Annotated in this window: 18 protein-coding genes and 1 pseudogene; 13 read left to right on the forward strand and 6 right to left on the reverse strand. The window is 50.6% G+C overall.

Annotated elements, in window-relative coordinates; genetic code table 11:
* Window positions 1–414: 414 nt before the first annotated feature.
* Complete coding sequence (locus tag CAG64_RS19440) at window positions 415–1,626, reverse strand: MFS transporter (RefSeq protein WP_161488850.1); 1,212 nt, start codon at window positions 1,624–1,626, stop codon at window positions 415–417.
* A 209-nt stretch (window positions 1,627–1,835) separates the two neighbouring features.
* Here CAG64_RS19440 and mtgA point away from each other — a divergent pair, with 209 nt between their 5' ends.
* From mtgA to CAG64_RS23925, 4 genes are all read left to right on the forward strand, one after another.
* Window positions 1,836–2,513 (forward strand): monofunctional biosynthetic peptidoglycan transglycosylase, encoded by a 678-nt coding sequence (mtgA, locus tag CAG64_RS19445; protein ID WP_161488851.1) that lies wholly within the window; start codon window positions 1,836–1,838, stop codon window positions 2,511–2,513.
* 119 nt (window positions 2,514–2,632) lie between these two features.
* Complete coding sequence (locus CAG64_RS23915) at window positions 2,633–3,262, forward strand: SgrR family transcriptional regulator (RefSeq protein WP_237668266.1); 630 nt, start codon at window positions 2,633–2,635, stop codon at window positions 3,260–3,262.
* Window positions 3,263–3,343: 81 nt separating this feature from the next.
* Window positions 3,344–3,961, forward strand: coding sequence for a hypothetical protein (locus tag CAG64_RS23920; protein ID WP_237668267.1), 618 nt, complete (start codon window positions 3,344–3,346; stop codon window positions 3,959–3,961).
* The gene (locus CAG64_RS23925) at window positions 3,962–4,333 is read left to right on the forward strand and encodes a hypothetical protein (protein WP_237668268.1); all 372 of its coding nucleotides are present in this window, start codon (window positions 3,962–3,964) and stop codon (window positions 4,331–4,333) included.
* A 32-nt stretch (window positions 4,334–4,365) separates the two neighbouring features.
* Here CAG64_RS23925 and CAG64_RS19455 read toward each other — a convergent pair whose 3' ends face one another.
* The gene (locus CAG64_RS19455; protein ID WP_161488852.1) at window positions 4,366–5,913 is read right to left on the reverse strand and encodes a L,D-transpeptidase family protein; all 1,548 of its coding nucleotides are present in this window, start codon (window positions 5,911–5,913) and stop codon (window positions 4,366–4,368) included.
* Between the two features lie 439 nt (window positions 5,914–6,352).
* On the opposite strand from CAG64_RS19455, the gene CAG64_RS19460 reads away from it, so the two are divergent.
* Both CAG64_RS19460 and CAG64_RS19465 read left to right on the forward strand, forming a co-directional pair.
* Window positions 6,353–6,739, forward strand: coding sequence for an MAPEG family protein (locus tag CAG64_RS19460; RefSeq protein WP_021706704.1), 387 nt, complete (start codon window positions 6,353–6,355; stop codon window positions 6,737–6,739).
* Window positions 6,740–6,743: 4 nt separating this feature from the next.
* Window positions 6,744–7,271 carry a hypothetical protein gene (locus CAG64_RS19465; protein WP_021706703.1) on the forward strand — a complete coding sequence of 176 codons (528 nt, stop codon included), beginning with the start codon at window positions 6,744–6,746 and terminating at the stop codon, window positions 7,269–7,271.
* On the opposite strand, the gene CAG64_RS19470 is transcribed toward CAG64_RS19465, so the two are convergent.
* Together CAG64_RS19470 and CAG64_RS19475 are read right to left on the reverse strand one after the other, a co-directional pair.
* A complete protein-coding gene (locus CAG64_RS19470; RefSeq protein ID WP_161488853.1) occupies window positions 7,230–7,901 on the reverse strand; it encodes an START domain-containing protein in 672 nt (223 codons plus the stop codon). The two genes, CAG64_RS19465 and CAG64_RS19470, sit on opposite strands and share 42 nt — an antisense overlap.
* 157 nt (window positions 7,902–8,058) lie before the next feature.
* Window positions 8,059–9,015 carry an AEC family transporter gene (locus CAG64_RS19475; RefSeq protein ID WP_161452558.1) on the reverse strand — a complete coding sequence of 319 codons (957 nt, stop codon included), beginning with the start codon at window positions 9,013–9,015 and terminating at the stop codon, window positions 8,059–8,061.
* 127 nt (window positions 9,016–9,142) lie between these two features.
* Between CAG64_RS19475 and CAG64_RS19480 the strand changes: the two genes are divergently transcribed.
* The 5 genes from CAG64_RS19480 to CAG64_RS19500 all read left to right on the forward strand — a co-directional run bounded on the left by CAG64_RS19480 (window position 9,143) and on the right by CAG64_RS19500 (window position 14,905).
* A complete protein-coding gene (locus CAG64_RS19480; protein WP_161488854.1) occupies window positions 9,143–9,739 on the forward strand; it encodes a TetR/AcrR family transcriptional regulator in 597 nt (198 codons plus the stop codon).
* A gap of 88 nt (window positions 9,740–9,827) precedes the next feature.
* A complete protein-coding gene (locus CAG64_RS19485) occupies window positions 9,828–10,679 on the forward strand; it encodes an alpha/beta hydrolase (protein WP_021706699.1) in 852 nt (283 codons plus the stop codon).
* 286 nt (window positions 10,680–10,965) lie between these two features.
* A complete protein-coding gene (locus CAG64_RS19490; protein ID WP_161488855.1) occupies window positions 10,966–11,955 on the forward strand; it encodes an ABC transporter substrate-binding protein in 990 nt (329 codons plus the stop codon).
* Window positions 11,952–13,283, forward strand: coding sequence for a GGDEF domain-containing protein (locus CAG64_RS19495; RefSeq protein ID WP_161488856.1), 1,332 nt, complete (start codon window positions 11,952–11,954; stop codon window positions 13,281–13,283). The genes CAG64_RS19490 and CAG64_RS19495 overlap by 4 nt, the downstream gene beginning before the upstream one ends.
* 233 nt (window positions 13,284–13,516) lie before the next feature.
* Entirely contained in the window at window positions 13,517–14,905 is a 1,389-nt protein-coding gene (locus CAG64_RS19500) for an SLC13 family permease (RefSeq protein WP_161488857.1), read from the forward strand.
* Between the two features lie 47 nt (window positions 14,906–14,952).
* On the opposite strand, the pseudogene CAG64_RS19505 reads toward CAG64_RS19500, so the two are convergent.
* Window positions 14,953–15,484: pseudogene (locus tag CAG64_RS19505) on the reverse strand (GNAT family N-acetyltransferase).
* 209 nt (window positions 15,485–15,693) lie between these two features.
* Here CAG64_RS19505 and CAG64_RS19510 point away from each other — a divergent pair.
* A complete protein-coding gene (locus CAG64_RS19510) occupies window positions 15,694–16,989 on the forward strand; it encodes an HD-GYP domain-containing protein (RefSeq protein WP_161488858.1) in 1,296 nt (431 codons plus the stop codon).
* Between the two features lie 24 nt (window positions 16,990–17,013).
* On the opposite strand, the gene CAG64_RS19515 is transcribed toward CAG64_RS19510, so the two are convergent.
* Window positions 17,014–17,673, reverse strand: a complete 660-nt coding sequence (locus CAG64_RS19515) for a DUF2057 family protein (protein ID WP_021706693.1) — start codon at window positions 17,671–17,673, stop codon at window positions 17,014–17,016.
* A 505-nt stretch (window positions 17,674–18,178) separates the two neighbouring features.
* On the opposite strand from CAG64_RS19515, the gene CAG64_RS19520 reads away from it, so the two are divergent.
* Window positions 18,179–19,576, forward strand: a complete 1,398-nt coding sequence (locus tag CAG64_RS19520) for a tryptophanase (RefSeq protein WP_161488859.1) — start codon at window positions 18,179–18,181, stop codon at window positions 19,574–19,576.
* The last annotated feature ends 308 nt before the right edge of the window (window positions 19,577–19,884 follow it).

Consider the following 19,884-nt stretch of genomic DNA (forward strand, 5'->3'; position numbering starts at 1 on the left):
CGTCTGTGTTGTGCGGTATGTGCTTGCTGATACAATGGACTGGTTATTGATATCGACGCGTTAAAATGTTGCTTTAAAAATGATGAAAATACGTCTTAAATTATTTTTATGTCTTGGGACGATAACTTAATCGATTTTTAAATCGTTTTGAAATCATGTGCCAATACCCATTTGTTCATTCTTTAATGAGTCCGTTTCTTTGAGGTTAAAATAAGTGGTTTTAAGTGTTTGTAATCGGGGAATATATATACAATCTTTATATCAGGTTTATTGTCGTGACGATAAAAATAATTATGACAATACGCAAAATGGATCCTGATAAGACGCAGAATCCGTGAAAAGGTGCGGTCAGTTAGGTCGGCAGACACCAAGCCGACCAGTGGAAAACCTGCCGTTTCGGCAGGTTTGGCTCTACTATTCGATGGAACGAACCCGGCTACAGGCCAGCCAGAGTGCTGTTAACACTTGCAGTGCGAAACAGAGCAGGAAGACGGGTTCGATACCAATCGCTGATACCAGATACCCTGATGCAACCAGGCCGAAAGGCATCATCAGCTTGAACAGCGAACCTGTGATACCGGCGATCCGACCGAGGTGCTGGGCATCAAAGGCTTCCTGGCGGTAGCTCCAGATGCAAATACTGCTCAACAGACCTATGGCTGACACCCAGGTAAACGCCAGTGTCAGTGTCCACGGACTGGTTACAATCAGTGGCACCATAAATCCAACCGACTCCAGCGCAATGGCGCCGATCAGCAATGGACCCAACCCCAGTTTGCGGCGAATTGTGTCGGCACTGAATGCGCCAAGCAAGCCACCGACACCGGATGCGGCCACCAGATAACTGACCTCAACGGCATTCATTGCCAATTCAGCTTTGGCATAATAAATGGCCTGAATCCAGAACACGGCACCTGTGGTATTGATCACCATCACGGCCAGTGTAATGGTCCACATATTCTGCTCCTGGCGCAGGATCTGCCAACCTTGGCGCAGCGCCGCCCATACGCCGGCATGATGCGGATTGAGCGTGCTGTGCCACTCCAGACGGTTGAGCTGCCAGTAGGAAATCAGCAGTAATCCGGCCACGGCCAGAAACACATTGTGGATCGCCGACAGCAACATCAGCGCCCCAGACAACACCGGACCAACGGTTTCCATAAAGCTACTGAGTGAACTCATTCGCGCGGTGGCCGTATTTTGCATGCTCTGAGGCAGGGCGTTTTTCATCATGGTTATACGCGCATTGTGGTAACCGTAGTTGAACGCCATCATCAGAAAAGCACAAGGGAACAGCACCCATAACGGCTGGCGGAGCCATTCTACCGCCAGATAGGAGCAACTCACGGTAACGACTTGCCCGAGTAACATCGCCTGAGACCAACGTTTTTTATCCACCCGATCAACCCAGACGCCGATGAACAACGCGAGAAGCAAGTTGGGGACAAATTCGACGGCGCGCATCCAGCCCATCATTTCGGAAGAGTGAGTCAGTTCATACACCAGCAAGGGAACGGCGAGGTTATAAATTTGGGCGCTGAAGGCGACAAACAGTGCGCTGGAAAATAGGATAAGAAACGGTCGGCTTTTCCATATCGAACCCGGCTCTTGGGTTAGGGTGCTCATTTATAATTCCTTTTAACGGCCTGAAAAGTTTCATTATCGAAATTAAAAGACGAAGAAAAATAGAAGATATTCAACATATTTTCATCTTTTATGTTTGCCTTATCCTTGGCATGGATGAATAAAAAACCAACGATTCATTACACGGATTTGTCATTTCTTGCTTGCCGTACGCTAAACTGTGCCGGTTATCGGTGATATCTGGGCGAAGCATGGTAAAAAAACTCAAACGGCTGCTGATCAAAATATGTCTTTTCTTGTTATTGGCGCCTGTGGTGTTGATCGGCGTGTTCAAGTTCATCGATCCGCCCATTTGGGGCTGGAAGATCGCGCGTATGGTTGCGCCGCCAGCCAGTTATCCAAGCCGGACTGAGCATCAATGGGTGCCGCTGGACCGAATTGCCACTAGCATGTCGGTGGCCGTGATGGCATCAGAAGATCAGAAATTTCCCTATCATCATGGCGTGGATACTCAGGCACTGCTCGACGTGATCCTGTCGGCAGATGATCAAGGTCCGTCCCGCGGCGCCAGCACCATTACTCAGCAAACGGCAAAAAATGTGTTTCTTTTTCCGGCGCATTCATACCTGAGAAAAGCGTACGAGCTGTATTTTGCGCTGTGGATGGAAGTGATCTGGGGCAAACAGCGCATCATGGAGGTGTATCTTAACGTGATTGAGTTTGGACCTGGTATTTACGGTGTGCAGGCGGCGAGTGAACACTACTTCCATGTCCCAGCCAGCCGCTTGACCCGATCGCAGGCTGCCCAACTGGCGGTGGTGCTGCCAAACCCTTATCGAATCAAAGCCAGCCCGATGACACAGTACACCTACCAACGTTCCCGCTGGGTGATGCGTCAGATGAACAATCTAGGATCCCTCCAGTGGTAAGCCAAAAATGTGTTCGTGCTAACGCTCCTGCCACATCGCGCTGTTGTTGTACGCTGAAATCCCTATGATGCCATGAAACATGAAAACATGGCCTGAGAGCTCATAGGGATTTCATCTATATGCGATATTGGAAAGCGCTCGCTTTTTGCCGTGACCATTTTGAGATCAACCAGTGGCAGTCGGTGTCACTGGATACGCTCGCCACAGCGCTGTGTTGTACGCGGCGCAACGCCCAGTTGCTGGTGCGACGTTTAACACAAGAACAGACCTTAGACTGGCAACCCGGGGTTGGACGTGGCAACCTGCCTCGGGCGCGCCTGAAAAAGCCCATTGAGGATCGCCTGGTAACAAAGGCGAACCGATTGTTGGAAGAGGGTAAAGTGGAGAGTGCATTGCAGCTCATCCCAGAGACGCAGCGCGACGCCTTCATTGCCAGTTATGTAGCCCGTTATCAGAATCAGGCGCAGTCCACACATATTCTTCAGGTGCCGTTTTATCGCGCTACGCATTCGCTCGATCCGATAGCGATTAACCGCCGCACTGAGCACCATATTGCCAGCTACCTTTATGCCACGTTGCTTCGTTACGACCCGATTCGTGACCACTGGCACGGTGACCTGGCGCATTCCTGGTATCAAAGCGGTGACACTCTGGACGTCGTGTTGCGTAAAGGACTGCGCTTTCATGATGGCTCTGTGCTGAATGCGGCAGATGTGGTGGCGCATTTTGAGCGACTCATAGCTTCATAGTCAGGGAACCGGGCTCTGTTTGATTGCATCGACCGGGTAGAGATACTGAGCCCAGATCGGCTGCGTTTTGTCAGCCAGCGTATGCCGGCTTTGTTGCCCAAACTGCTGGCCGATGGGGCCATGGGCATTACCAAACTGAGTCACGGTCAATTGTTGGGCTCCGGGCCGTTTGCTCTTGCAGAGCAGACCGAACGCCGGACCCTGTTACACCGTTTTGCTGATTATCATGGTTATCGTCCCTGGATTGATGGTATTGAAATCTGGAATGTCGGCGCTCACGCGAAAGATTTTGCCCTCAACAGCGATGTGGTGCATGGCGTTCATCTGCGTGGCAAGGCGCGGGCAGGCTATCAGGTTTGCCAGCAATGGGAGCGGGGCTGTGAGTATCTGATGCTCAATCCGTCGCGCCACCCGTGGCTGAAAAAGCACGCCCATCGTCAGGCCTTACAGCACTTGGCCACTTGCCTGCAGCCGCCTCAACACTTACTTGATGAAGAGCTGGCGAAGGCGAAGGGAATGCTGTCACAACCGGAGACGCTCACTGCGCCCGAGCCATTAGATCTCGAGGCTTTGTTTGGCCCGTTAACGCGGCCTGCGGAGCCGCTGAAGATCCTGACCTATCAACTGGAAACCCATATCACGCTAGCCCGAATGCTGGCGTATGCTTTGCAGGCTCGGGGTATTCCTTGTGACTGGTAAGTGCTGAGTTTTCCGGATTTCAATTGTCGTCTGCGTCAGTCTCAGGCGGACATTCTGATCAGCGGTGAAGTGTTCGGTGACGATACAGAAATGTCCTGGCTTAGCTGGCTGATGTGCACCCATTCGTTGTCAGTGTGCTTGTCATCGCGTGAGTGCACCTGGCTGCAGACTCAGATTGAACGGGTGATGAACAGAGAAACGTTGGCCCAGCGTTTGCGTGGGTTTGCTCAAATTGAAAAAAAGCTTATCGATAAAGGCGTGTATCAGCCTTTGTATCACGTGCGGCAGGAGTTGAACGTGTCTGACAGGCTGACCACGACCGAACTGCTGGCCAATGGCTGGATCGACTTTAATCAGGTGGTCATGCAATAAAAAAGCCGGAGTTGAAACTCCGGCGGTGAGGCTTAACTGCGACTGGTAGCGAAGTGGTCAAAGTCGTACACGTCGTCACGATATTGTACGTGATGACCGTCATACCACGCGGTTTTATAGATGATGTAGACCGGAATGCGGCTGCGCAGTGGCAGGGCTTTATTGGACGATTTACGGTATTCTGGTTTGGTGTTCAGCCCCTGTGTTCGCATCAGAGCGGAAGCAAACTTATCGGCATGTTCCACTCGGATACAGCCGGAACTGAACGCACGAGATGCGCGGTTAAACAGATATTTACTCGGTGTATCGTGCAGATAGATGGCTTCTGCGTTTGGCGTATTGAATTTGTAACGTCCGAGCGCATTCCAGTTGCCTGAGGCCTGACGCAAGCGATACGGGAAGTTATTAGGATCGACACTGCTCCAGTCGATTTGCTGATAATCGATCACTTCACTCGACCCCCAGCTTTTGAGGATCTGAATGTGGCGCTGGCTTAAGTAGGATTGATTTACTTTGGCCTTGGGCAGGATATCCTCTTTCATGATGGTGGGAGGCACGTTCCAGGTCGGGTTGAAAATCAACGCATTCATGTAGGTTTTCATCACCGGGGTCTGACGTGCTTTACGCCCTACGATCACTTTTGAGCTAAATGCTTCATTACCTTCAGCCCAGTAATGCATTGAAAAACCGGGTACGTTTACGACGATCAGCTGATCACGCTCTGTCGGCCACATTCTGGCCCGCTCGGTATTGAGTGCCAGCATGGCCAGTCGCTTACTCGATGAAACGCTTAACCATTTCAGTGTCGCCGGGCCAATCGCACCGTCGTCAGTCAGGCCATGGATGCGCTGAAACGCTTTAACCGCACTGACCAGGCTCTCGTCGTACCAGTCGACATCGTTGGCCACACCGGAGACATCAACACCAACCATGTTTAATCGGGCAATCAAGGCAGGACGATCGGCTAGTTTATCCCCTTTACGAATGACACCACTTTGGTAATAAACGGGTTGAGGTTTGGTTTCAAACTGCTTGAGGCTCTGATAGGCACTGTAGAGCGCTGGGTCGGTGATCAGGGAAGGAGCAAAGGAACGCAGATAAGCACTGGTGTTGTGATGAGCGATTGCCTGCTCAAATTCAGCGACAGAAGCCGCCTGAGGTTCTGGTAATTTGCTGGTCAGGCGCGAGCTGAAAAACCATTTTTCACCCTGGATCGGAGCCTGTTGTGCATAGCTGAGGTACAACAGAGCGGTATCGGTTGCCAGCAGATCGTATTCAAACCAACTGTGGCGCTCTCGGTACAGGCGCAGGTAATCCAGTTGATGGCTGAATAACGGACTGAATCCGGCCCGCTGGATCACTTCCAGTTGTTGTTCAAACTGGTCACGCAGTTGTTCGTCGGTCCAGATCAACTGCAAATCCGCATCCTGATACACGCGACTGGTTAAAGCCGGATACTGGAGCATTGAGATAATTTTTGAGTTTTCTTCGAACCAACTCAGAGGCTCAGTGCGCGCGTGCGCCATTGCCGGGAACGCGACCAGCAAAACACTTAGCCAACAAAATAATCGTGTTCTCATAGATCTGCTCTCATTTCTCCTGTTTATGGTTATGACGCTTTTGCACTGTTTTGTTCCGGGATTCTTCGCCTGGAATCGCCGCATCACAAGGTGTGATCAGGGTTACAGTTTACGACGGCATTATCCACCAAATTTATGAAAATTGTGTGATATGAAATTTATCGCACTTGATTTTAACCAAAGTGCTCAAGGATTGCTCATGTAAATGCATGAAAATTCAATCTTAGTGACGGCGCTCAGGCCCGTGCATTGTTAGGGTAAAATTGTTCTCAAAGGTGAGACGATGGCAGTTTGAGTTAAATCTAAGACAAATATCAGAGTGTTAAGCTTAAAATCAACAAGTTAGGAATAAAAGAGTCAGGCTGTGAGCGTACCAGGCGATGAAACGCTCGCCTTGGCCTACACTAGTTACGATCAATTTCATCGAAAGGAACTTCTTATGATTACAGCACTTTACGCGTCAGTGTTGGCGGGACTGCTGATTTGGTTATCGTTTCAGGTCATTAATCAGCGACGTGACAATAAGGTGATGTACGCTGATGGCGGGGTGGAAAAGCTAACTATTGCACGCACGGCACAAGGGAACGCGGTGGACTACATTCCTATCACGCTGATTCTGATGGGGCTGGCTGAGTTCAATGGTGCTGGTGTTTTCTGGATCCATCTCACCGGACTGGTGTTCTGTGCCGGGCGCTTTATTCATGCTCGCGCGATCCTTAACGAAAGTCTCAAAGGCCGGGTCAAAGGCATGAAACTCACCTTTGCCGCTATGGCAGGGCTGATCCTCCTGAATCTGGTTAATCTGCCGCTGGCTAACTTGTGGTAACAAGATGAAGCGTTTGTGGCCAGCGGCCTGGGTGCTGGTGCTCACAGGGTTAGTGCTGAATATCCTGGCGATCCTGTTGTCGAGTATCGTGCTGGATAAACTGAGCTCAGACAAAGCCCAGTTGAGTGAGCAAAAAGCGGAAAACCTCTATTCAATCCAACTCGCCTGGAATGGCGTTGAGACGCTGGAGCGCAAGCGAGAGGCATTGCTGCTCCATTTGCAACTCGCGTCGCAGGCTCCGCTCTCCAAGTCGCTGGATGAGGCACTCCGTGGACAGCTGGCGATCTGGGTGGGGGACGACAGTGTGGCGCACGTTACGCCGGATCATTTACCAGCCTTGATGGTGCAGATCAACGCTGCCCAGCGTCATCAGCGGGAGCGTATTGATGATTTTTATTTGCAGAATCTGTCGCTGAATGAACGCACCTTGCAACTTGAAGAGCGCATTGCGTTTTATAAAAACATCGCTCTGTTCCTGCAAATTTTTGGTTTAGCGCTCATTCTCGCCCGCGATCTCGCTCGTCAGTCTTAGTGCTTGTTCATCGATATTGGGGTGATTGAGAACCTGATAATCAGGCAGCTCTCGCTTGAGGCCGATGAACGTCGCCAGCGCGCTGTCCACCGACAACTGATTGGCCAGCCAGTCCGGCAGCGCACCGCCCGGGTTTGCAAAAGCGGTGTATTCGATGTGTGTCTGGCCGTTGGTCAGTTTTTCCAGGACCCAGCGGGCCCGTACCGCTGTGATACGGATGTAGTCTGGATTTTGCGGTAGATAGTCACTGGCGTCTTTGATGAGCAGTTCGAATGCGCCGTCAACAATCTGATAGCGAGAATAAGTCACCATGTCGCGATCTTTGGCGGGCCAGGGGGCGGAAAACTGGGTGTAGACAATATTTTCGTTAGAGCTGATTTGCTGTAACACCCGGCTGTGGCTGGCGTTATCGATCCAATTAGGGATGTTGTCACTGTCCTCCAACAACAATAGAAAGGCTGAGTAGCGGGTCGGAAACAGCATCTGGGCGCGAATTTCAATCAACCCATCCTGATGGTCGCGCTTTTCGATGGTGATGCCTTGTTCCGTTTTAATGAATGTCCATGTTTTTTCGTTGGCGGAGTAAGAGTAAGTACTAACTAAAGCAGCGAGTAACACCATCAAGCGCATAACGATTCCCTGAGTCGAGGTAAAAAAAAGGTTGTCCTAAGACAACCTTACAAGTGTTTCATAGACAAACGCTAACAAAAACTCCCTCTTACAGAGATCTTATTTCACCATGTGCTTACGCTCGTCAGAGCGAAATCGATCACTGAAAGCGTTCGGATTAGATCAGTGCCTGGCTGGAAAGCAAAAAGATCCCGAGTGTACAGGTAAATAAAGACAGTACGGTTGTGAGCGCGATAATGTTGGCAGCCAGTTGTGCGTTGCCCCCCATCGCTCGGGCCATGACGTAACTGGCGGCCGCTGTGGGCGAAGCACTCATCAAAAAGACCACCCCCAAATCCAGTCCGCGAAAGCCAAATCCGATAGCGGTGCCGGTAATCAGTAGTGGGGCCAACAGCAATTTCAGCCCGGTGGCAAACCAGGCGGGAGCTTTGTCGTGCTTTAGCGCGCTGATATCGAGCGAGCCGCCGGTACACAGTAATGCCAGAGGCAGGGTCATGCTGGCGAAATACTGTCCGGCATCAATCACCATGTCGGGCACGGGAATCGCCAGAGCGTAAACCAAAATACCAATCACAATCGCCAGAATCAGTGGGTTGCGCGTCATGGTTTTCGACATCACTTTGATCGCCTGCATTCCGGACGCTTCACCTTTCGGGGTCAGTAGGATGACTGCCTGGACGTTGTACAAAAACGTCATGGCTGCAACGTAAATGGCGGCCAGCGCGACGCCGGATTCCCCATACGCATTGGCGACGTAAGCGAGGGCTATGATCCCGGTATTGGCCCGAAAGCCACCTTGTATCACCACGCCTTGATCACCGTTGTCACGCAGCAGCTTCCTGGTCGCCACAATGGCAATGAGGAAAAAGACGAAATTGGCAACCACACCGTAAAGAATTAACGGGGTGCTGGAGGAGAAATCGTGTTCGGCATTGACGATGCTGATGAACAGCATGGCTGGCAGAGTGACCTGGAACACCAGCTTGGATGCGACATCGATAAAGTTTTCATTGATGCGGCCGGAGCGCTTTAAAAAGACACCGAGAAACAGCATGAGACAGATCGGGCCAGTAATAGACGCAGAGAACAGCAACTGATCGAGAATGCCAGTCATATCAATCCTTTGAAACAGCATGCGTAAATAATCTATTGTGCATAATTTAAGCGTGATGCAAATAAGAATTTGCATAATAGTACGATCGTGCTAAATATAGAGCTTGATTGTCACGACGGATCACATCATGAGTAAAGGGCGCCTGACCCGGGAAACCATTCTTAGCAAAGCATTTGAACTGGCCAGTGAAGATGGGCTGGAAAGCCTGACCATCGGTGAGTTGGCCAAGCAGTGCGGTATGTCTAAAAGTGGCCTGTTTGCACACTTTAACTCGAAGGAAAATCTGCAGGTGGCACTGGTCGAGTACGCCAACAGTGTGTTCACGCAGCGGGTTATTTCTCCGGCCAGAGCACTGGGGTCGGACAATATTGAACGCAAACTCAAACTGCTGCTGGACAATTGGCTGGGGTGGAATCACTCGTTTCAGGGCAGCTGCATGTTTCTTGATGCGTGGAAAGAGACGGGCCGCGAACACGATGCGACCCAGCAGGTGCTGAAAAAAACCATCGCAACCTGGATTCACTACCTTGAGATCCAGATTGATAAAGGCATTACCAATGGTGAGTTCCGTGCCGATTTGTCGGCCGGTCAGGCGGTGTTTGAACTGTATGGGCTCTACCTCAGTGCGCACCTGTTTTATTCCATCCATGGTCAGCAGAGTAGCTATCAGCGCTTCTGGCATGGTGTGGAGTGTTTGCTCGAGCGCTGGAAAGTATCACGCTAGTGAAGTTCTGGCCTTGAGTTTTACCGATTATTTGCATTAAAAAAGCACGGTCGTTCGATTAAATGATGACCGCATAAAGGACGACATTATGAGTGAGAAGATTTATTTTAATACCTCCAACAAGTTCAGTGTAAAAAGAACACTCGTGAATGTGAGTACCCGCTTACATCACACACTGGCTCCGGCTCATGCCCGAAAAACAGCGCGTCAATTGCTGCTAACACCGGCACGAGCCAAACCAAAGAATCATGAGCCTCAAGGATTACGCAAAGGGGAAATCCATTCGGCGGAAGGTGTACTGCGCACGTATAGCTTGGGTCAGGGGCCGGTATGGGTGATGACCCACGGCTGGTCGGGATCGGCGAGCCAGTTTTATCCTTTGATGGAACACGTCGCCAGTCAGGGTTATACGGCGCTGGCGTACGATCATCCCGCTCATGGGGAAAGCGAAGGCCGTTACGGACATATCCCGGCTTTTGTCATGGGCCTGGACGCTATCCTCGACAGTGTGGACGAGGTCGCGGGGTTAATTGGTCACAGTATGGGGACGGCTTCTGCGCTGGAGTGCCGACATGCGAAACTAGAAAACAAACCAATGCTATTAATTGCGCCAGTCCTCGATTACCTCGATAACTTGTTTGGTAGCATTGAGCGCTCCGGTTATTCGATGCGTTTGTTTCATGCTGTGGTGTCAGAAGTGGAACAGCAGTACCGCTACCCGATTCAGTCCATCAATCCCTACCTGCGTTTAACCCAGCGTGACGCACCGACCATTATCGTGCACGACGAGCAGGATAAATTTGCCAATTACGCAGTGTCTCAGCAGGCCGATCAGGAGATCGAGCGGGTCACGCTGGTGACGACCCACAACCAGGGACATGGTCGGATCATGAAATCATCCATGGTGTTCGATGCGTTTAATGCGCTTACTCAAGCGTAAACAGTGCGTCGTATTTCGTATACCAGCTTGTAAATCAAGCACTTCATGTTTGCTTCTGTGTGAAGAGCCGTGTGCACGGCTCTTCCATTTCGCTTAGCCCAAGCCATTCCTGCTTTCTTTATGCATTATTTGTATTGGCAAAACGTCACATTTTCAGCTAAAAATTATAATCTAATTACTCAATAAGTGTGACTGCACAAAGTTGCAATCTCCGATAACAACACCGTCAGCTGGCTATGGTGGGACATAATGGTTTTTCTATTCGTTGTTAAGTACAGGTTGTACCATGAGAGCTGGCAGAGGCGTGCTTTTAGCGGGGATTGTTGCGGTGTGTTTGTTTGCCGTCACACAATCTGTGCGCAATCAGGAGCGTGCCGATAAAGTAATTCGCATTGCGGTATCAAAGACAGCACTTTCTGCACCACTGATCATTGCGGAGCAGCAGGGGTTGTTTGCTCGGTTTGGTCTCAAGGTTGAGCTGATTCAGCTGAAAGGTGGTGTGCGCTGTGCTCAGTTGCTCAATCAGGGGATGGCTGAGTACGCCACCGCATCCGAGTCGGTGCTGCTGGCTGAGCGGCGTCGCCAACACGACTTGGTGTTACTGGCCAGCTTTGTCGAATCCGATAACGATCTTAAGCTATTGAGCCTCGCTTCCTCTCCGATTCAGGCTATTGCCGATTTATCTCAGCGCCGGGTCGGCATGACCCCCGGCAGCGCGAGCGAATTCTATTTTGATGCGGTGGTGATCGCCAGTGGCTTGCGTTCGATGCAAGTCAACAAAGTCTACCTGACCTCCGATAAACTCGACAGTGCACTGCTGTCCGGGGAAGTCGACGCCGTTTCGGTGTGGGAACCACATGGGTACTACGCATACGCGCAAACCTCCGGCCAGGTGCGTGAACTGGGCATTCCCGGCGTGTATACCTTGTCGTTTAACCTGATCAGCCAGCGGTCGTATGCCGAGCAAAACACCGATGAAGCCCGACGATTGCTGAGTGCGCTCAATCTGGCCACGCAATGGATTCACGATCATCCGGAGCGGGCGCGTCAGCAGGTTGCCACCGCACTTGGGCTGTCCCATGATCTGATTCACTGGGTGTGGGACGACTACATTTTTCGTGTGTCGCTGAGCAATGCCCTGATGTCAAATCTGCGTTATCAGATGCGCTGGTCACAGCAGCAGGGCAAAGTAGACGGTGGCAGCATGGAATTGAGCCATGTGATCGATCAGCGCCCGTTTGAACGTGCGATGCAGACTGAGGTGCCGTTGGAATGAAACGTTCGCTGCGCAAGAAGTTGTATTTCCAGTTCAGTTGCACTTTTCTGCTCTGTGCGGCGATCGTGTTACTGATCTGGAGTCAGGTTTCTCAATATAATCAACTATATAGCCAGATTGAGCAGGTCGCACTGGCTCAGCGGCAACTGGAGTTGGTGCGAACCCTGTTGTGGCAGAAACAGTATTTGTCTGAGGGCGTCAGCGCAGAAGATCGTCTCAATGCCGGACTCGCTAACTTTGAGTTAATTGCGGCGAAGATTGAGGACAAGCAAAGCAGCAATGATACTATGTTGAAGCTGGTGTCTCGTCTAAACGAATTGCTTCAGCAAGAACAGCGGCTGAACAATGCCCGTAACCTGATGCAGACAAGAGAGTTCGACAGTGCACAGGATCTGCTGTTTGCCCGCTACAACATGGTGCTGCAGAACATCACCGATCAACTGCTTGGTACTCAGCGTCAGCTCTTGGTGGACACCGAACAGCGTAATACCGGCATGATGTATCTGGTCGCTGCGGTACTGAGTGCTTTTGCTCTGGTGTTAATCATCACCGCGTTTTTCATTCTCAACCGTTTCACCCATGGTCGGCGGGCCATTGCCCGGTGTATTCGTGAGTTACAAAGTGGTAACTATCAGTACCAGGTTGGTGTTGATACGCTCGACAAAGAGTTTGTCTTGCTGGCTGATTTTCTCCACAAACTCGGCCACACCCTCAATCAGACCACCATTTCCCGTAATGAACTGTCCAGAGAAGTGGCGATGCAGACCGCGGCGATCATCAAACAAAAGAACGAGCTGCTGCACCTCTCTTTGCACGATCCGCTGACCGGGTTGTTTAACCGCCGGGCGCTTGAACATCACCTCAATGCGGCGATTGAGCGGGCACAGTCCCGAGATTCGGATGTCGCACTGATTTATTTCGACCTGGATGGATTTAAGCAGGTGAATGACCGTCATGGGCACGCTGCCGGGGATGCGTTATTGTGCACCATTGCCAAGCGATTACTTAATAGTGTCCGCGATCATGACATCGTGGCTCGCATGGGGGGCGATGAGTTTATCATCTGTTGTGAACTGGTTGGGCAGGAGTCCGTCCCGGCTTTGCTTGACCGGGTTGTGATGCTGATCCGCAAGCTCAGTGAGCCGATCAGTTTTGAACATCAGACATTGAGTGTCGGGGTCAGTATCGGTATCAGCTACTACCCGAGCCAGTCAGACAATGCAAGCAAGCTAATTCAGCTGGCCGATAAGGCCATGTATGTGGCTAAGTCGGTGCCGGGCAGCGCCTATTACCATGACCACCTCACCACTCCGATCGTTGTTCGATAACCGTCTGGCATACTCGTGCTTTTATTGGTGTTGTTTATTTTTTATTACAATACAAATCAAATATTTAATAATTATAACCTCGTCCTTGATGCGGTTAACAATTTTGTAATCATTATTATCTCCGTGTTTGAATCTGTGGGATCATATTCCGGTTCCCTCTGAGCAGAGATGCACGCTGTTTCTGTCTGACTCAGTGGGCGCGACGCCGACAGGCTTTCATAAGGAATATAATAATGAACAGAAACGATAGTGTCCCTTTACCTTCCAATACCCGAGAATGGTTTTTTAACCGAAACAGCCTCATCATCATCGCCGATATCCTGTTATTTTTGGTGATGTACACCACCTTACCCTTTGATCCGCAAGTCGTGCTTGGACTCAGCATTCTGGTTTTTGTGGCCATTTTGTGGTTGACCGAAGCTCTGCACGTGACGGTTACCGCGATTCTGGTGCCCGTGATGGCCGTACTGTTGGGGGTGTTTGATACCCAGACAGCGCTGAATAACTTCGCCAACTCAATCATTTTCCTGTTTTTGGGGGGCTTTGCGCTTGCTGCTGCGATGCATGTCCAGGGGCTGGATAAAGTTATTGCCGATAAAGTCCTGGTTTTGGCCAAGGGTCGCATGAGCGTGGCGGTCTTTATGTTGTTTGGGGTGACGGCGCTGCTTTCCATGTGGATCAGTAATACCGCGACTGCGGCGATGATGTTGCCGCTGGTGCTCGGGGTGTTGAGCAAAGTCAATTCAGACAGCGGACATAAAACCTATGTGTTTGTACTACTAGGCGTGGCGTACAGTGCCAGTATTGGCGGTATTGCGACCATGGTGGGCAGTCCGCCTAACGCTATTGCCGCCGCAGAAGTGGGTCTGACGTTCACTGACTGGATGGCATTTGGCCTGCCGACGGCGGCGGTATTACTGCCGATCGCCATTGCGGTACTGTACTTTATGCTTAAACCGGATCTGCGCGGTCAGTTCGAGCTCAATCAAGAGGCCGTCCACTGGGATAAAGGCAAAGTGGTGACGCTGGGCATTTTCTCCCTGACGGTTGTGTTGTGGATTTTCAGTAAGCCGATCAACGCCATGCTGGGCGGGTACGCCAAGTTCGATACCATCGTCGCGCTGGGTGCTATTATTCTGGTCAGTTTTGCTCGTGTGGTGCACTGGAAAGACATCGAAAAAACCGCTGACTGGGGTGTGCTGCTGCTGTTTGGCGGCGGGATTTGTCTGAGCAACGTATTGAAAGTCACTGGAACCAGTGTATTTCTGGCCAATGTACTCAGTGACGCCATCGCGCATCTGGGCATCTTCTTTATCGTGTTGGTGATTGCGATCTTTGTGGTTTTCCTGACGGAGTTTGCCAGCAATACCGCCAGCGCCGCGTTGCTGATCCCTCTGTTTGCTACGGTCGCTGAAGCGTTTGGTCTGTCACCTGTGGTGCTGTCGGTGCTGATTGCTGTTGCAGCTTCGTGCGCGTTTATGCTGCCGGTTGCAACCCCACCGAATGCGATTGTTTTCGGCTCAGGTCACATCAAACAAAGTGAAATGATGCGAGTGGGCCTGGTACTGAACATTGCCTGCATCATTGCTCTGACGATTATCGCCATGTTCTTCTGGGTCTAAACCTGTTAGGGAGGTGCCGGTGGTTCGGCACCTCTTTGCTGGTTTGGTCAGTTTCGTGTCACCGAATAAATGGCGTGATCGAGAATACGTTCCCCGATCTTTTCCTGATGGCTGAGAACCGCCTCCAATTGCATGCCACACCGCTCAGCCACTGCGCGGTGTGGCAGTATTGTTTACCGCGGCGCTCAGTTCGACTTTTTCCATGTGCAACTCACTGAAGGCAATGTCGATCAGTGTTTTGACCACGCGAGTCATGATACCTTTGCCCTGATGGGATTCGGATAGCCAGTAGCCGACCTCGGCTTTTTTCAGGTCATGATGGAGGCGATTAAAACTGCAATTTCCAACCACTTCTCCCTGATAAATAATGGCGCAGACCATGCTGTTCCCGTCAGCGTAATCTTTCACTGCATTGCGGATAAACGAAGCAAAAAAGGCTTCATTATGGGCTTTCGTCGGCCATGCTAGCCATTGGGACAGATAGTCACGCTGGGTATTGACCAGCTCCAGGTAGCGCGGCGCGAATGATGGTTGAGGCAGAGCCAGTTCAAGCTCGTCGTCGATGATGCGGGTGAACATCCGGTTTTCCTTGCGATATATTATCCGTAGTTATGAGTTTAACCTATTGTTACAAATAGTCTTTTATTATTTGTTGCACGTAATTCATGGTCTACGTTAGTTCAGTCACGAATTGCCTAATAACCACAAGAAAATATGGGATTAATCGTCACATTTGCTTTACTCTCTGAGCACCATAATAAAAACAACATGTCAGTTAGGTTAACAGAATGGACTTTCTTCGTGACGAAGTGAGCATTGACTTACGTCGCGTGCTCTTTGGTATCGCTGATTCTCTGGATGCGGTGGGCATCAACGATGCGTATCATGGTCACCGGGTGGGGTATATCGCTTATCGCTGCGCTAAACGGATGGGTTGGGATGAGGAGCAGGCTCAGCTCGCTTTTTATCTCGGCCTGATCCATGACTGTGGTGTCACTCAGCCCGAGGAGATGACCCCGCTGCTGTCAGAGTTATTACCCCGGGACACCCACTCTCACTGTCGGAAAGGGTATGAACTGCTCAGCAGCTGTCATCCGTTATCCGGGTTTTCGGTGCCAGTTTTACACCACCATACCTGGTGGCAGGATCTCTCTCATTTAGATGCGCTGACCGAGGTTGAAAAGCAGTTGGCGGCGCTGGCGTTTATCTCCGATCGCTTGGATTATCTCTATTCTATCGCCGATCCGGATCACTTCGGTAATCTGGGTGTGGACGCCAAACACACCATCATCAGGGAGTTAGGTGATAACAGTGGCACCTTGTTCGAACCCAATATGGTTCAGCATTTGTGTGAGCTGGTGGACAACGACGACTTCTGGTTTTCCATGGAGAGTCATTACATCGAAGATATGGCGCTGCATTTCGAACCGGTGCCATTTTTTTCAGCGCAGATGGGGCTGGAAGAAACGATCCATATTGCGGAGTTTTTGGCGCAGTTGGTCGATGCCAAAAGCTCGTTTACGTTTCAGCATTCGTTGCGCGTCGCTGAGTTAACGGAGTTCATCGGCAAGCAATTGGGGTATTCCAAACGTATACAGCGTATGTTGTATCTGGCGGGACTGGTGCACGACATCGGCAAGCTTCGTACCCCTAATAATGTCTTGCATAAAGAAGGCCGATTGTCCGAAGCGGAATACACCTGCATTCGCCGCCACGCGACCGATACTCGTTATGCGTTACGCAGTATGTTTACGTCCCAGCGCGTGGTGGAGTGGGCTTCTAATCATCATGAACGATTGGATGGCAGCGGTTATCCGCTTGGCAAAACTGCCAGCGAGTTGGACATGCCGAGCCGGATTGTGGCGATGACGGATGTTTTTCAGGCGTTGACCCAATCACGTCCGTATCGGGATGGCATGAGTCTGGAGCAGGCGATGACGATTATCCAGCAGCAAGTCGTCAATCATCAGCTTGATAGCCGGGTGTTTTTCTGCCTCAAAGCACACGGGCAGAAGTGCTATGAAATTTCCACCGGTCGCGATGCTTCACACACCAGCCAGTCGGAGATAAAAAAAGGAGCGTAAACGCTCCTTTTTTCACACGGCGATTTATTGACCGTTCACGTATGCTTTGAAGCGCGCTTTGGTTTGCTCATCCGCTTTGCTGTACCAAAAGTGCAGCATTTCTTCTGCCGTTGTGGCTGAGACAGGTGCGCTGGTTGCAACCGGCGCTGCAGGTTGTGTGCCCGTTACTGCTGGCGTGGCCGCATACCCTGCAACTGCTACCGCGGCAACACCGCCTTTGCGGTTATATTCCATCAGCTCCTGAGAGTAGTTACGGCCAATCTGCATGCCTTTTTTGATCAGCTTGTCTTCGCTCACGTTGACTTGAGAACCAGATTGATCCACCAGCGACCATTCCGCGTCTTTGATGTTTTCCTGAGCTTCAACTTCATTGCGGTATTTCGGTAGCTCGAAGCTCAGTTCTTTACCGCTTTCATTAAACTTGGCGATGATGACGTCGCTTTCCACAATGATGCGATCATTGCCTTTATCAAAGTACTGCTCGATACGGAACGCCAGCTGGTTCTCACCGTCTGGGAGTGTCAACGTCTTTTCTGACGAAAAGAGGCTGCCGGACAGCGACGGCTTTTCACCGTTTGCAACCAGCACATCGACGGTGGTTGGGATGTTCAGCGTCACATCAGCCATTGCAAAGCCACTGACACTCATAGCAAGCAAGAATGATAAAGGTTTGATAGCATTCATTGTATTTATCCTAGTGCATATTCCTATTGAACGGAAAGAGACTGCCTAGCTATGACGATGAATGCAACGATTAATCGCCAGAAGTTTGAAGATTTAACCAAAATTTAATCCCAACCTACGATTTGTTCTCATGGCTGTTAACATCTTGTTTTCACTCCCACTCAATACGGTTGTCAGTGCATATGGAATCGCCGGCCTGAACATACGACAAATGTTTCTCAAATGTTAAGTTGAGGGCGTCCTCACAGTGATGAGGTGGAAAAATGTCCTATATTAGAGTGTATTGTCACCAAAGGAGAGATAACGCTATGCGACGCATCCATTTGCTCGACAGCACGTTAGTGTTGTCACCCTGGTATAACCTCGATTACGGCTTATCCCTGCTCAGCAAAGAGAGCTCTTCATTCTAGTTTCCTGACAGGTGTCTCTGACACCTAACTCCACCTGATATTCGCCGTGCAGCGTATTCACTGCAGGGCACTCTATACTCCTAAGGAAATGAATGATGAAACGTATTCCAGAACCTTTTCGAATCAAAATGGTTGAGCCAATCAAAATGACCACGTTAGCGGATCGTGAGCGCGCACTGGCCGAAGCGGGCCTCAATCCGTTTTTATTGCGCAGTGATGATGTTTATATCGATCTGTTAACCGATTCCGGAACCGGAGCCATGAGCGACAACCAGTGGGCGGGCTTGATGCTGGGGGACGAATCCTACGCTGGCAGCCGTAACTACTATCATTTGTGCGAAGCGGTGCAACACTTTTTCGGCTACAAGCTGACGGTCCCGGCACACCAGGGACGAGGAGCTGAGCAGATTCTGTTTCCGGCGCTGATCGAACGCATGCGTCAGGTGCGTGGAGGCAGCACCCCGGTGTTCATCTCAAACTATCATTTCGACACCACCGCAGGCCACATTGAGCTCAATGGTGGCAAGGCGATCAACGTGGTGGACAAGCACGCATTTGACACCACCACACCATATGACTGGAAGGGCAATTTTGATCTGCAGAAACTGGAGGAAACCATTGAAGTACATGGTGCCAACAACATTTGTGCGATCATCACCACGGTAACGTGTAACAGCTCAGGCGGACAGCCTGTCTCAATGGCCAATATGCGTGCGGTGTATGAGATGGCGGTTAAGCACGACATCCCGGTGGTGATCGATTCTGCCCGTTACTGTGAGAATGCTTATTTCATCAAACAACGCGAGGCTGGTTATCAGGATAAGTCCATCCTGGATATCATTCGCGAGATGTACCAGTACGGCGATATGCTGACTATGTCGGCCAAGAAAGATCCCATGGTCAATATCGGCGGGCTGTGCTGCATTCGTGACCATGAAGAGCTGTTTCAGGCGGTACGCACTCGTTGTGTGCCGATGGAAGGTTTTGTGACCTACGGCGGGATGGCGGGACGAGACATGGAAGCGTTGGCTCGCGGGTTATACGAAGCTGCGGATGAAGATTTCCTTCACTATCGCATCAGTCAGGTTGAGTACTTAGGTGAGCGGCTCCGTGAGGGTGGAATTCCGATTCAGTCACCGACCGGCGGCCACGCTGTGTTTGTCGATGCGGCTAAAATTTTGCCACATATCCCGCCAGCGCAGTTTCCGGCGCAGGTGCTGTGCAATGCTCTCTATCTGGAAGCGGGCATTCGAGCAGTGGAGATCGGCTCCCTTCTGCTTGGACGTGACCCCGAAACTGGCGAACAGAAAGCCTCTGAGCTGGAATTGATGCGTCTGACCATTCCTCGCCGGGTCTACACTAACGATCATATGGACTACATCGCCGATGCCATCATTGCGCTCAAGCAGCGTGCTCACGAATTGAAAGGATTGACGTTCGAGTACGAACCTCCGGTGTTGAGGCATTTTACGGCGCGTTTCCGTGCCCTGTAACCGGCAGCGGGCAAATGACGTACGTTTTGTTGCTTAAATGTTAAATTATCCCGGTGTTTCAGCGTCTCCTATGCAATACTCAGGCTGGAATACCGGATGATTTTTGCTATTTATATTTCTGATAATTAAAGAAATTTAAGATTTCTCTCTTGGCTAATTTGCACTTTTGTAACTTATTTTTCTTCAATTAGTAACCTCAGGCGCATTTTCCACTTTTATTAAATAAATTTATAAATTATTGGCTCGGGGTGGATTTTGTAGTGCAACAAGATGATAACAACTGACTATTTTTTCGTCTTGACTCGAAT

This window comes from Vibrio sp. V38_P2S17PM301 (genome assembly GCF_009904845.1).
Taxonomy (GTDB): Bacteria; Pseudomonadota; Gammaproteobacteria; order Enterobacterales; family Vibrionaceae; genus Vibrio; species Vibrio proteolyticus.